Consider the following 12,935-nt stretch of genomic DNA (forward strand, 5'->3'; position numbering starts at 1 on the left):
GGCGTCCCGCCTGCCTGCCTCACACCGCCCGCCCCCATGAACCTCCGCCGTCGCCTCCGCACCCTGTTCCGTCGCCGCAACGCCGAAGCCGAGATGGCCGAGGAAATGCGCTTCCACCTCGAGCAACGCACCGCCGATCTCGCCGCCGACGGCCTCGCGCCCGACGACGCCCGCCTCGCCGCCCAGCGCAAATTCGGCAACACCGCCGCGCTCCAGGAACACGCCCGCGACACCTTCGGGTGGGGCGCGCTCGAGCGCTTCTGGAAAGATCTCAGCTTCGCCGCGCGCCAGCTCGTCCGCGCCCCCGGCTTCTCGCTCCTCGCCATCGTGACGCTCGGCCTCGGCATCGGCGCGAACACCTCGATGTTCAGCCTCGTCAACGGCATCCTCCTCAAGCCCCTCCCCTACGAACGCGTCGATCAACTCGAACGCATCTACCGCAGCACCGCGCAAAACCCCGAAGGCAATCTCTCCGCCGCCGACTTCCTCGCCCTGCGCGCCGCGCCTTCGCCCTACCGCGCCGTGATCGCCTACACGCCCGGCAGCGCCAGCCTCTCCGAGCCCGGCCGCCCCGCCGAGTTGGGCTACGCTGCGCGCGCCACCACGGATCTGTTTTCCGTCCTCGGCATCACACCGCAACTCGGCCGCGCCTTCCACGCCGATGAGGGCCAGCCCGGCCGCGACCGCGTCGTGATTCTCAGTCAACGCACGTGGCGCGGACGCTTCCTCTCCGCGCCCGACATCATCGGCCGCACCGTGCGCATCGACGGCGAGCCGCACGAGATCATCGGCGTGCTGCCCGAGTCCTTCAACGACTGGCGCTACCTCGGCGTCGTCGATTTCTTCCGCCCGCTCGCCCTCACTCCTGCCGAAGCCACCGACCGTCAAAGCACGCGCTTCCGCGTGCTGGGCCGGCGCGCCGACACGGCCAACGCCACCGAGTCCGCTGGGTTCATTGCCAACTTCGGCGAACGCCTCGCGCGCGAGTTCCCCGAAGCGAACCGCGGCAGCACGTGGCACACCGTCGATCTGCAAAATGACGCCGCTGGCTCAAGCGGCCTCATCGTGCTGCCGATGCTCGTCAGTCTCTCGGCCGCCGTGCTGCTGATCGCCTGCTCCAACCTCGCCAACTTCCTCCTCGCCCGCACCATGGCCCGCGCCCGCGAGCTCGCCGTGCGCGCCGCGCTCGGCGCCTCGCGCCTGCAACTGCTCCGCCCGCTCTTCGCCGAGGCGCTGCTGCTCTCGCTCCTCGGCGGCGGTTTGGCCATCGCCATCGCCCACTGGTTCCGCGACTGGGCTGCGCTGCGCTCGACCGGCGACAACGGCGAGCAAGTCATCTTCACGGTCGACTGGAACGTCATGGGCTGGGCCTTCGCCGCCTCGCTTTTCACCGCGCTCGTGTTCTCGGTCGGTCCCGCCCTGTTCGCGCTGCGTCTCGACCTCAACGAAACCCTCAAGAGCGGCGGTCGCGGCACCACGGGCAATCGCGGCCACCAACGTTTCCGCCAGTTCCTCATCGTCGCGCAATTCACGCTCGCGATGGTCCTCCTCGCCGGCGCCGCCCAATTCCTCGTCGGAGTCGACGACGCGCAAAATCGCCGCGCCGGCTGGGAATCCGCGCCGCTCGCCACCGGCTCCATGCTGCTCCCCGTCGGCCACTACAGCGACGACGCCAAACTCACCGCGTTCCACCGCCTCACCCTCGAGCGCCTCGCCGCGTTGCCGGGCGCCGAGTCCGTCAGCCTCTCCGCCGCCACGCCGTTTCTGGATTGGTCCGACGTGCGCAAACTCGTCGTCGAAGGCCAGCCGCTCCCCGCGCCCGGGCAGGAACCCGCCGCGATGTTCAACGCCATCAGCCCGCAGTATCTCGCCACCTACGGCACGCGCCTCGTGGCCGGTCGCACTTTCGATACGCGCGACACCTCCAACTCGCCGCGCGTCTACCTCGTCAGCCAATCCACCGCGCGCGCCCTCTTCGGCGAGAGCGACCCCATCGGCCGCCGCATCGCGGTCGCCAATGGCAAAGCGCCCGCGTGGGGCGAGATCGTCGGCGTCGTCGCTGACATCCAGAGCGCCGACCCCGAGCCCAACACCGTGACGATGCGCGTCTATCCCTCGCTCGCGCAGGAGCCGACGCGCACCGTCGAGATCGCCGTGCGCGCCGCCGGCGTCTCCCCAGCCGCGCTCGTCGATTCCATTCGCACCACCATGGCGTCGCTCGACGCCGACCTGCCGATCACGCGCTTGACCACGGCCGATGCGTCCATTGCCCGCATGTTTTATCAGATGCGTTTTCTGCGCGACATGCTCACGGCGTTCGGCGTCCTCGGACTCGGCCTCGCCTCGCTCGGCATCTACGGCGTCATCACTCGCACGACCGCGCAACGCGCGAGCGAGTTCGCCATCCGCCTCGCGCTCGGTGCGCAGGCCCGCGACATCACCCGCCTCGTGCTCGGCGCCGGCGTGCGCCAAGCCTTGCTCGGCTCGCTCCTCGGCCTCGCCGGCGCCTACGCCGTCACCGCGGCGCTCTCGTCTGCGTTCCGCGGCATTCGCGCCAACAGCCCGCTGATCCTCGCCGTCACGACGCTCGTCCTGATCTCCGTCGCCCTGCTCGCCTGCTGGCTGCCCTCGCGCCGCGCCAGCCGCATCGACGCCCTCGCCGCCCTCCGCGCCGACTGACCTCCCGCACGCCCGCCCATGTTTTTTCTCCGTCGATTCCGCCGGCGCCTCCGCACGCTCGTCCACCGTCGCACCACCGAAGCCGAAATGGTCGACGAGATGCGCTTTCACCTCGAGCAACGCGCCGCCGACTACACCGCCGACGGCCTCCCCGCTGACGAAGCCCGCCTCGCCGCTCAGCGTAAATTCGGCAACACCGCCGCCCTCCAGGAATCCGCCCGCGACACCTTCGGCTGGGGCGCACTCGAACGTTTCTGGCGCGATCTGGTCTTCGCCGCGCGCCAACTCATCCGCGCTCCGGGGTTTTCGTTTCTCGCCATCGTCACGCTCGGCCTCGGCATCGGCGCCAACACCGCGATGTTCAGCGTGCTCAACACCATCGTCTTCAAGCCGCTGCCCTACGCCCATCGCGACAGCCTCGACCGCATCTGGCGCACCACACCGCAGAATCCGCAGGACAACCACTCCGCCCCGGACTATCTCGCGCTGCGCCGCGAGGAGGCAGCCTACGGCGAATTCACCGGCTACACGGTGGCCGACGCGATTCTCTCCGCGCCCGGTCAACCGGCCGAGCACGCCACGCTCGCCCGCTGCGCGCCGAATTTTTTCTCCCTGCTCGGAGTGAGCCTCCAGTTGGGTCACGATTTCCAATCCGGCGACGACACGCCGGGACGCGACCGCGTCGTCATCCTCAGCCAGCGCGTCTGGCAAAACCGCTACGGCGCCCGCGCCGACATCATCGGCCAACTCGTGCGCGTGGACGGCGTGCCGCACGAAGTCATCGGCGTCCTGCCGGCCTCGTTCAACGACTGGCGCTACCTCGGGAGCATCGACTTCTTCCAACCGCTCGCGCTCTCCCCCGCGCAGACCGCCGACCGCGAGGCGCACCCGATCCGCATCCTCGGCCGTCGCTCGCCCACGCTCACCCCGGAGGCGGGCGCGCGCTTCGTCGCCGAGTTCGGCGCGCGCCTCGCGCACGACTTCCCCGACGAGAATCGCGACAGTTCCTGGCGCGCCGTGCCACTCCCCTCGGTCGCTGCCGGCATCATCGGCCGCGCCATCCCGGCGATGCTCGTGGCGCTCTCCGCCTTCGTGCTGCTCATCGCCTGCGCGAACCTCGCGAACCTTCTCCTCGCCCGCACCATGTCCCGCGCCCGGGAGTTCGCCGTGCGCGGAGCGCTCGGCGCCTCGCGCCTCCAGCTCCTCCGTCCGCTGATTGCCGAATCGCTCCTGCTCTCGCTGGCCGGCGCCGTGCTCGCGATCCTAGTCGCGATTTGGTTCCGCGATTGGGCCGCCCTGCGCTCGACCGCCGCCAATGGCGAGCAAGTGGTCTTCGCCCTCGACTGGTCCGTGCTGGCCTGGGCCTTCCTCGCGGCCTTGGTCACCGCGACGGCCTTCGGTCTGGCGCCCGCCTTGTTCGCGCTCCGCCTCGATCTCAACCAGACGCTCAAGTCCGGCGGCCGAGGCTCCTCCGGCGGGCGATCCTCCCAGCGCTTCCGTCACGCTCTGATCGTCGCGCAATTCGCCCTCGCGATGATCCTCCTCTCCTGCGCCGGACTTTTCATCCACGGCCTCGACCAACTCCACCACCGTCGCTCCGGCTGGGAATCAGCCCCGCTCCTCACCGGCACCTTCACTCTGCCCGCCGCCACTTCCGGCGATGCCGGCAAAATCACCGCGTTCCACCGCCGCGTCCTCGACCGACTCGCCGCACTCCCCGGTGTCCGCACCGCCAGTCTCTCCACCGCCACGCCGTTCTACAACTGGACCGAGGTGCGCAAGCTCGTCGTCGACGGCCAGCAACGGCCACCCGCCGGACGCGAACCGGCCGCCGTGCTCAATCGCATCAGCCCGGACTACCTCGCCACCTACGGCACCCGCCTCGTAGCCGGACGCAACTTCACCGCCCAGGACGACGCCGGCGCTCCTCCCGTGTTCCTCATCAGCCAAGCCACCGCGCGCGCCTTCTTCGGCGACGCCAACCCGCTCGGCCGCCGCCTCGCCTTCACCGGCACCGACGTGCCCGCGTGGGGCGAGGTCGTCGGCGTGGTCGCCGATTTCCAAACTCTCGACGCCGGCCGCAACCCCGTCCCGCACCACCTCTACCAACCGCTCGCGCAGGCCCCGGCTCCCCAATGCCTGCTCGCCCTCCACGCCGACCGCCTCGCTCCGAGCCTCCTCGTCGACAGCGTCCGCTCCGCCATCGCCGAACTCGACCCCGACATCCCGCTGCAAGACCTCCAGCCCGCCGACCAATTCCTCGCCCGCTCCGCCACCCGCCTCCTCGCGCTCCGCGACACCCTCGGCGCCTTCGGCGCGCTCGGCCTCGCCCTCGCCTCGCTCGGCGTCTTCGGCGTCATCGCCCGCGCGATGGCGCAACGCCACGGCGAATTCGCCATCCGCCTCGCGCTCGGCGCGAGCAACCGCGACATCACGCGCCTCGTGCTCGGCGCCGGTCTCCGTCAGGCGCTCCTCGGGGCCGCCCTCGGCCTGCTCGGCACCTTCGGCGTCACCGCCATCCTCAACGCCACCTTTCCCGGCCTCCAAACTCGGCCGCTTCCCATCCTCGGCGGCACGACGGCGATCCTGATCGCCGTCGCGCTGCTCGCTTGCTGGCTGCCCGCCCGACGCGCGGGTCGCATCGACGCCATGCAAGCCCTGCGCGCCGACTAACTCCCTCACCCTTCTCCCCGCGCCCGCCTCCCCGGACGCGGCGGGCAGAGCCTTGCCCATTTTTTCCCATGCTCCACCTCCGCCAACTCCTCCCGCTCGCACTCCTTCCGCTCCTCGCCCACGCCGCCGCCCAGCCCGAAACCGCCGCCGCCGCGGGCGCGCGGCACCTCGCCCACGGCGAACCCTTCGCGGCCATCAAATCCTTCGAGGAAGCCATCAAGCTCGCCCCCACCGACGGCGAGCTCCACCGCCAACTCGGCGAGGCCTGCCTCCTCGCCGCACGCGAGGCCGGCATGCTCAGCAAACCCGGCTGGGCCAAAAAAAGCCTCCGCGCCTACGAGAAAGCCGTCGAGCTCGCCCCCGACAACCTCGCCGCGCGGCTCGGCCTCATGTCGTATTACCAGAACGCTCCCGGCCTCTTCGGCGGCGACCCGGCCAAGGCCCAAGCGCAGGCTGACGCCATCAAGCAGCGCGACGCCACCCGCGGCCACGTCGCCTTCGCCATGTTGAAAATCGGCGACAAGCACTACCCCGCGGCCCGCGCCGAGCTCGACGCCGCACTCCGCCTCACGCCCGCCGACTATGGCGCGCTTTTCCAGCTCGGCCGCCTCACCGCCGTCACCGGCGAATCCCCCGAGGCCGGCATCGCCGCCCTGCGAAAGTGCCTCACCCTCCCTCCTGCCGCCGGCGCGCCCGGCCACGACGCCGCCCACTGGCGCCTCGGCAACATCCTCGAGCACACCGGCGACAAGGCCGCCGCCCGGGCCGCCTACGAAGCCGCCCTCGCCGTGAACCCCAACTTTCAATCGGCGAAAGAGGCCCTGGCCAAACTGGCCGCGCCCTGACGCCGCACGGCCTGCCGCGCCTTACCTCTCCTTACTCACCTGATCGCCTCCGTCGCCATGCCCTCGCTGCACCCTGCACCGCTCTGCACCCGCCTCCTCATCTCCGTCGGCATCGTTTTCTACGCCGCCGTCGTGCCGCTGCTCGAGGTCAACGCCTCGCACGTCTTCAACCCCGCGTGGGTGCCGCACGCCCGCGTCCATGAAGTCTGGCAACTGCTCGCCAACACCACGCTCGGCCTCTTCGCCGCGTGGCGCCTCTGGCGCCACCACGACGTCCGCACCGCGAGCACGATCAACGTGATCGTCATGCTCTCCTTCCTCGCCGCCTTCGCCCTGCGCGACACCTACGGCGGCTCGATGGTCGTCGAAGGCCGCGGCGAACTCCGCCTGCTCGGCCTGAACCTCGCCGTCGTCGGCTTCGGCCTCGCGCTCCTCTGCCACGCCGCCGCGCTCTGGATCCATTGCCGCGCGACTCGCATGTCACCGCGCAACGCCGCATGATCGGCGCGCGCCTCGATTCCCTGCTCACGCGGCTAACCGCCGCGCGCCGCAAACCGGCCATCGACGGCCCGCTGCGAACCCGCCGCGTCCGCACCTTCGCCGGCGACGTGCGCGTCTTCGATTCCGGCACGCCGGGCCCGTGCCTCGTGCTCGCGCCCGACGGGCCGAACGTCATCGAACACTACGCGCAACTCATCGCCTTGCTCGTCCCGCACCTGCGCGTCGTCTGCTTCGATTTTCCCGGCTTCGGCCATTCGCTGCCCTCGTCCACCTACACGCATTCGCTCGATGAGGGCGCGGGCGTCGTTCTCGCCATGCTCAACGCCCTGGGCATCCCCCAGGCCGCGCTGGCCTTCAGCTGCGCCAACGGCTTCTACGCACTGCGCGTCGCCCAACTCGCCCCGCGACGCGTCACCCGGCTGGTGCTCGCGCAAACTCCCTCGATCGCCGCCATGCACGCTTGGAAGCGCCACGTCATCCCATGGCCGTTGACCGTGCCCGTGCTCGGCCAGGCCGCCATCTGGCTCACGCGGGAGAACTCCGCGCACGGTTGGTATGACAGCGCCCTGCCCAGCGCCAGCCCACGCGAGCCGTTCCGCGCCCCCGCCCGTCGCGCCTTCGCCCGTGGCGCCTGCTGGTGCCTCGCCGGCATCACCCAAGGCCTCGCCCGCGAACCGCGATACGTTCTCCACGACATCGCCACTCCCTGCACGCTGATCTGGGGCGCACGCGACCGCACACACCGCCACACCGATCCCGACACCCTGCGCGAGATCGCGCCCAACGCGGAGATCCTGCGCTTCGCCGACTGCGGGCACTTCCCCGAACTCGAAGCCGCCGAGCGCTACGCCCAGTTGGTGATCCCGCTCCTGGAGCAATCCCAGCCACCCGCCCCGTGATCTGCGCAGGCACGGAGCCATCCATTTTTCCCATGACAAATAGAACCCACCAAGGAACCTCGTCCTCATCAACGTGCGCCTCGCAACGGCCGATCGCGGCCGCTCACGCGCCCTCTCTGCGCTCGCCCAACCGCCCCGCAATTCCGCCGCTGACCCTGCGCCTGGCCCGGTCGCTGTGGCACGATTGTCGCCGGCTGCTCGATTCGCAGCGTGCGCGTCGCATGACTGCCCTTCCGACTTCCGCTTCGTTCCGCCCGGTCGCGCTCTTCGCCGCCGCGCTCTCGATCGCCTCATTTGCCCACGGTGCCACCCTGCGCAGCACGTTCGCCTGCTCCGGCGGCGGCGACCTCCAGGCCTTTGGCCAAACCTATCCCGAGGTCCGCACGGCGGAGACCGAATTCTCCTACGGCGCCGACCTCTGGAAGGTCGAGGCCGACCAGATCTCCTTCACCCTCTCCGCCCGCCGCACGGAATTTCACCGCGACTCCAAGCGCTGGGCCGGTCCCGTGGCGCCGCAGACCAGCGTGAACGCGCAGGGCTTCTGGTCCGCCCCGTTGCCCGACAAGCTCCAGGACATCGGCGTCGAGTTCGTCTGGCAGCACCGGTTCAGCCCCGAGTGGACGCTGATGGTCCAGGCGCGCCCCGGCTGGCGCACCGCCGGCACCACCTCGCTCTCGAGCGACGGCTTCGGCGCGACCGGTGCCACTCTCGCGATGTGGCACATCAGCGATAGCCTGCAATTCGCCTTCGGCGCCGCGGGCGACAGCCTCGCCACCGGCTCGCAGCAACTGTTGCCGATCGCCGGCCTCGACTGGGGCTTCGCCGACCACTGGCGCCTCTCGCTCGGCGTGCCGCGCACCGGCGTGTTCTGGCAAGTTTCCGAAACGCTCGAGCTCGGCCTCGCCGCCGAGGGTGGTTGGAACACCTACTACGTCCGCCAGCGCGACGCCGCGACGTATCCTTACGGCCGTCCGCTCACCGAGACCAAACTCGAGCACATCGAGGCTCGCGTCGGCATCCAGGCCAACTGGAACGTCACCAAGTTCATCCAACTCAACGCCGCCGTCGGCGTCGTCGGCCTCCGCCGCTTGGAATATCCCGACCGCAACCTCGTCCTGAAATCCGACGGCACGCAGGCCGGCTACGGCTCGCTCGGCGTGACGGTCAACTTCTGACGCCGGTCCGCGTGCCCGTTTCCGCCCAATCTCGCGACGCCGTGACGCAGCCGCCTTTCGGGGCGACTGGTCACGGCCCTCGCAGCGGGCACGCCGCAGTGAGGGCGCCGACGGAATCGCCGGCGCTCCCACAATACAGCCTCCGTAAAATCCTCGGCATCTGGGCCGCCGCCGCGCTTCCGATGCCGGTGCTGGCCTTCGGCGTTTCGCCCCACCTCAGCGCCGCGCTCGGGCTGCATCCCGGCGTCGTGCTCTGGGGCCTGATGATCGCGGGCATGATGTGGCAATTCGTGCTCTCCTGCCTGTTGCTCCGTGCGGAATCCGCCACGCTCGGCCCGGGCCGCTGGCGCACGCGTCTGTGGCTCCGGACGCCGCGCGATCCCGCCAACGGTCGTCCTCGTCTCGCGCTGCTGTGGTGGGTCGTGCCGGTGGCGGTGGGCACCTTTCTCATCGAGGAGACGCGCGTGGCGCAGTGGCTCGCCGCGCCATTGACGTGGCTCGCGCCGTCGTTGGCCGCCGTGCCGGAGCCGCGCCTCGAATCGCTCGCCGACCCGCGGTTCATCGGCGCCTGGTGGCTCGTCGCGATGGGATTGCTCTCGTGCGTTTTCAACTACGCGTTGGGCGAGGAGCTGCTCTTCCGCAGCGTGCTGCTGCCGCGAATGCGCGGCGTCTTTGGCCGCTGGGACTGGCTGGCCAACGCGGTGCTCTTCGCCACCTATCATCTCATCCGCCCGCTCACGATCCCCACGATCATCGTGTCCACGATGCTGTGGACGTATCCGACGCGCCGTTTCCGCAGCGTCTGGTTCGCCGTGATCCCGCATGCGATCGAGGGCGTGGTGGTGATGACGCTGATCGTCGGCTACGTCGGCGGGTTCATCACGCCCTGACGCGTGGTGACTCCTGCGCCGCCCACCCGCCGCCCGTTTACTGTGCCATCCTCCACCCCAACCGTCCATCGCCCGCCATGTCCGCCCCCATCGCCGATCCAGTTCCTGCCATCACGCGCGACGGAATAAATTCTTGTGGACGGAAATCCGAGGAGTCCGAATCACGCCGCCGTCTCTCGCCGCTTCCTGTTTTCCCCGCCCCGTTGTCCGCCCTGCTCCACTTGCAACCGATCAGCTCCGCCACGCATCCGTGGCGCCGCCGCTGGCTGGGCACGCGCCGCTACTGGTTCGCGCAGATGTTGGGTTGGGGCGGGTTCATCCTGCTCGCGACCCAGAGCTTCGTCTCCTCCGAGCCGTTCGACAGCAGGGCGCTCATCGAGAACATCGGCGTGGCGGCGCTCGGGATGCTGATCACGCACACGTTGCGGGTGACGCTCTTGTTCTTCCGCCGCCGGCCGCTCACTTCGCGCCAGTTCGTCGCCCGCATCGTGCCCTGCTGGCTCGTGGGCAGTGTGGCGTTGGGCGGGGCGATGAGCCTCCTCTCCGTGCACCTCTACAGCGCGGAGCTGGCCGCCGGCAAACTCGTCCACGACAGCGGGCTCACCGACTACCTCGACATGGTGACGCGCAGCCTCTTCTTCATCGGTTTCTGGCTCAGCCTCTACTTCGGCTACCTCTTCTACAACCAGACCCGTGACAACACCGAGGAACGCCTCCGCCTCATCGGTCAGATCCGCGAGGCCGAGTTGCGCGCGCTGAAGGCGCAGCTGAATCCGCACTTCCTCTTCAATTCCCTCAACACCATCCGCGCGCTCGTCCCGCGTCACCTGCCCCAGCCGCGCCAAGCCGTCACCTCGCTCTCCGAGCTCCTGCGCGCCGCCTTGCGCCTCGGCGACCGCCCCGTCGTCACGCTCGCCGAGGAACTCGAGATCGTCGACCACTACCTCGCGTTGGAGACCATGCGCCACGAACAGCGTTTCCGCAGCACCCAGCAGATCGACGTCGCCACCCTCGGCTGGCTCGTGCCCCCCTTCGCGGTCCAATCCCTCGTGGAAAACGCCGTCAACCACGGCATCGCTCAGCGCCCCGAAGGCGGCACTGTCTCCATCACCTCGCGCCGCGTCGGCAACCAGCTCGAACTCACGGTCTCGAATCCCGGTCCCTTGCGCACCACCACGCGCTCCACCGGCGTCGGCCTGCAAAACCTCCGCTCCCAGCTCTCCCACCTCTACGGCCCGGTCGCGGAGCTCGACCTGATCGAGGAATCCGGCCTGGTGGTCGCGCGCCTCCGGCTCCCCTCCCCGCGTCCCGAAATCCTCCCCTCCGCATGAGAATCGCCCTGGTCGACGACGAACGCCTCGCCCGCGAAGAACTGCGCGGGCTCCTCTCCGATTTCCCCGACGCCGACATCGTCGGCGAGGCCGCCAACGTTCCCGAAGCGCTCCGCCTCCTCGCGGAAACCCGCCCCGACCTCGTCTTTCTCGACATCGAGATGCCCGGCGGCACCGGCTTCGACTTGCTCGCCCGCCTGCGCGCCCCGCTCCCCGAGATCATCTTCGTCACCGCCTACGACGAGCACGCCCTCCGCGCCTTCGAAGTCAACGCGCTCGCCTATCTCCTCAAACCCATCGTCCCCGCACGCCTCGAAGCCGCCTACCGGCGCGCCGCCGGCCTCACCAGCGAAACGCCCGCCCCCGCCGAAGCGCCCACCATCGCCAAGCTCCGCGAAGACGACCAGGTTCTCCTCCGCGACGAGCAGCGCTGCTGGTTCGGACCCGTCCGGCAAATCCGCCTGCTCGAAGGCAACGACAACCACACGCGCATCGCCTACGCCGACGGCGAGATCACGCTCTATCGCACGCTGGTCTCCCTCGAAGCGCGTCTCCCCGCCACGCTCTTTCTCCGCGCCAATCGCTCCCAACTCGTCAACCGCCACTGCATCCGCCGCATCGAGCCCTGGTTCAGCGGCAGCCTGAAGGCCACGCTCGACGACGGCACCGAAGTCGAGTTCTCCCGCCGCCAAGCCCAGCTCTTCCGCGAACGCCTCTCGCTCTAGAAGCCGCCGCGCCGCTCAACGCCCGCCGCGCAGGCATTCCTCCACCGCTGCGATCGCCGCGGGCTCGCGCTCGGCCCAATCGCCGCGGATCCACGTGTAAGGCAGGTGCCGTCGCTCCAACGCGCCGTGCCAGACACGCCGGCATTTCTCGCGATCCTCCGGATTGGGGAAACACCGCTGCGGATCCGGCGCGAACGGCACGTCGGTGTCGAGCAGCAGGTAGAGCGCGTAGTTGCGGCAGCGTTTCTCCGCGCCGCGCCGCACCTCGTCCGGCGTCGTCCCGTAAAGCAGGTCGCTCCACAACATCGTCGTCAGCGCGTCCGTGTCGCAGATCACCAGCGGCCGGGCACTCGCTCCAATTTGCCGTAATACGGCAAATTGCCCGGCCGCGCGCGCGACGGCCTCGTCCTCGCGCCGCCACTGCTCGCGCGCGATCGGCACCATGTCCTCCAGCCCGAGCACGCCGCCCTGCGCGTCGCAATGTTCGCGCGCATACTCGGCCACGACCGGCGCGCCGAAATGCGCGCCGAGCTTCGCCGCGAGTTCGGTTTTGCCGGTCGACTCCGGTCCGTAGACCGCGATGCGCAACACCTCGCTCACGCGCGCGCCTCCTGCGGCATCGAGCGCCGCCACGCGTGCCAGCCCCACACCGCCATCGCCCAGAAAATCACATAGAGCCCGGCCGTCAGCCGCAGGTCCTTGGCCCAATACACGCCGACGGCGACCGTGTTCACCACGATCCAGCCCGCCCAGTTCTCCAGAATCTTCCGCGCCTGCAGCCATTGCGCGATGAGGCTGAACACGAGAATGAACGCGTCCCAATACGGCAGCGCCGCGTCCGTCGTGCGATGCATGAACGTCCCCCACGCCGCCGTCGCCACCGCGCCGACCGCGCACCAGCCCGCGATCGCGCCAGCGGCGAGCCGCGTCACCGGCAACTCGCTGTGCGCCGCCGTGTGCTTGCCGCGCAACCAATGCGCCCAGCCGTAGGCCTGAACGGCGAAGAAACACGCCTGCAGGATCGCATCCGAGTAGAGCTTGGCGTCGAAAAACACCCAGCCGTAGACCGCGACCTGCACCAGCCCGACCGGCCAGCCCCAGATATTCTCGCGGATCATCAGCCACACGCCGATGACGCCGAGCACGGTGCCGAGGATTTCCCAAACGCTCATGCGCGCACGGTGGCGGCGGGCCGGCGGGTTGTCCAGAGCCGCGCG

The 12,935-nt window shown here is 69.8% G+C and carries 11 protein-coding genes; 9 read left to right on the forward strand and 2 right to left on the reverse strand.

All coding sequences use genetic code 11. The features are described 5' to 3' along the window. Positions 1 to 36 precede the first annotated feature (36 nt). The 9 genes from HZA32_06795 (at position 37) to HZA32_06835 (ending at position 11,718) form a co-directional block, all read left to right on the forward strand. Entirely contained in the window at positions 37 to 2,679 is a 2,643-nt protein-coding gene (locus tag HZA32_06795) for an ABC transporter permease (GenBank protein MBI5423778.1), read from the forward strand. A gap of 18 nt (positions 2,680 to 2,697) precedes the next feature. Beyond that, complete coding sequence (locus tag HZA32_06800) at positions 2,698 to 5,352, forward strand: ABC transporter permease (GenBank protein MBI5423779.1); 2,655 nt, start codon at positions 2,698 to 2,700, stop codon at positions 5,350 to 5,352. 68 nt (positions 5,353 to 5,420) lie between these two features. Continuing rightward, positions 5,421 to 6,197, forward strand: a complete 777-nt coding sequence (locus HZA32_06805; GenBank protein MBI5423780.1) for a tetratricopeptide repeat protein — start codon at positions 5,421 to 5,423, stop codon at positions 6,195 to 6,197. Positions 6,198 to 6,254: 57 nt separating this feature from the next. Next, a complete protein-coding gene (locus HZA32_06810; GenBank protein MBI5423781.1) occupies positions 6,255 to 6,698 on the forward strand; it encodes a hypothetical protein in 444 nt (147 codons plus the stop codon). After that, a complete protein-coding gene (locus HZA32_06815) occupies positions 6,695 to 7,597 on the forward strand; it encodes an alpha/beta hydrolase (protein ID MBI5423782.1) in 903 nt (300 codons plus the stop codon). Before HZA32_06810 ends, HZA32_06815 begins: the two co-directional genes overlap by 4 nt. Before the next feature lie 221 nt (positions 7,598 to 7,818). Continuing rightward, the gene (locus HZA32_06820) at positions 7,819 to 8,772 is read left to right on the forward strand and encodes a hypothetical protein (protein MBI5423783.1); all 954 of its coding nucleotides are present in this window, start codon (positions 7,819 to 7,821) and stop codon (positions 8,770 to 8,772) included. A gap of 41 nt (positions 8,773 to 8,813) precedes the next feature. Continuing rightward, positions 8,814 to 9,662, forward strand: coding sequence for a CPBP family intramembrane metalloprotease (locus tag HZA32_06825; GenBank protein ID MBI5423784.1), 849 nt, complete (start codon positions 8,814 to 8,816; stop codon positions 9,660 to 9,662). Positions 9,663 to 9,865: 203 nt separating this feature from the next. After that, positions 9,866 to 10,993, forward strand: a complete 1,128-nt coding sequence (locus HZA32_06830) for a histidine kinase (protein ID MBI5423785.1) — start codon at positions 9,866 to 9,868, stop codon at positions 10,991 to 10,993. Beyond that, on the forward strand, positions 10,990 to 11,718 hold the full coding sequence (locus HZA32_06835) for a response regulator transcription factor (protein MBI5423786.1): 729 nt from the start codon (positions 10,990 to 10,992) through the stop codon (positions 11,716 to 11,718). The genes HZA32_06830 and HZA32_06835 overlap by 4 nt, the downstream gene beginning before the upstream one ends. 15 nt (positions 11,719 to 11,733) lie before the next feature. On the opposite strand, the gene HZA32_06840 is transcribed toward HZA32_06835, so the two are convergent. Both HZA32_06840 and HZA32_06845 read right to left on the reverse strand, forming a co-directional pair. After that, positions 11,734 to 12,366, reverse strand: a complete 633-nt coding sequence (locus tag HZA32_06840; GenBank protein MBI5423787.1) for an ATP-binding protein — start codon at positions 12,364 to 12,366, stop codon at positions 11,734 to 11,736. After that, a complete protein-coding gene (locus tag HZA32_06845) occupies positions 12,315 to 12,890 on the reverse strand; it encodes a nicotinamide mononucleotide transporter (GenBank protein ID MBI5423788.1) in 576 nt (191 codons plus the stop codon). The genes HZA32_06840 and HZA32_06845 overlap by 52 nt, the downstream gene beginning before the upstream one ends. Positions 12,891 to 12,935 lie beyond the last annotated feature (45 nt).

Source organism: Opitutia bacterium (assembly GCA_016217545.1).
Lineage (GTDB): Bacteria > Verrucomicrobiota > Verrucomicrobiia > Opitutales > Opitutaceae > Didemnitutus.

What these genes read in the sequence shown, in the direction of transcription:
- HZA32_06795 (MBI5423778.1), top strand. Translation starts at nt 37, where the DNA reads ATGAACCTCCGCCGTCGCCTCCGCACCCTGTTCCGTCGCCGCAACGCC.
- HZA32_06810 (MBI5423781.1), top strand. Translation starts at nt 6,255, where the DNA reads ATGCCCTCGCTGCACCCTGCACCGCTCTGCACCCGCCTCCTCATCTCC.
- HZA32_06835 (MBI5423786.1), top strand. Translation starts at nt 10,990, where the DNA reads ATGAGAATCGCCCTGGTCGACGACGAACGCCTCGCCCGCGAAGAACTG.
- HZA32_06800 (MBI5423779.1), top strand. Translation starts at nt 2,698, where the DNA reads ATGTTTTTTCTCCGTCGATTCCGCCGGCGCCTCCGCACGCTCGTCCAC.
- HZA32_06820 (MBI5423783.1), top strand. Translation starts at nt 7,819, where the DNA reads ATGACTGCCCTTCCGACTTCCGCTTCGTTCCGCCCGGTCGCGCTCTTC.
- HZA32_06815 (MBI5423782.1), top strand. Translation starts at nt 6,695, where the DNA reads ATGATCGGCGCGCGCCTCGATTCCCTGCTCACGCGGCTAACCGCCGCG.
- HZA32_06845 (MBI5423788.1), bottom strand. Translation starts at nt 12,890, where the DNA reads ATGAGCGTTTGGGAAATCCTCGGCACCGTGCTCGGCGTCATCGGCGTG.
- HZA32_06805 (MBI5423780.1), top strand. Translation starts at nt 5,421, where the DNA reads ATGCTCCACCTCCGCCAACTCCTCCCGCTCGCACTCCTTCCGCTCCTC.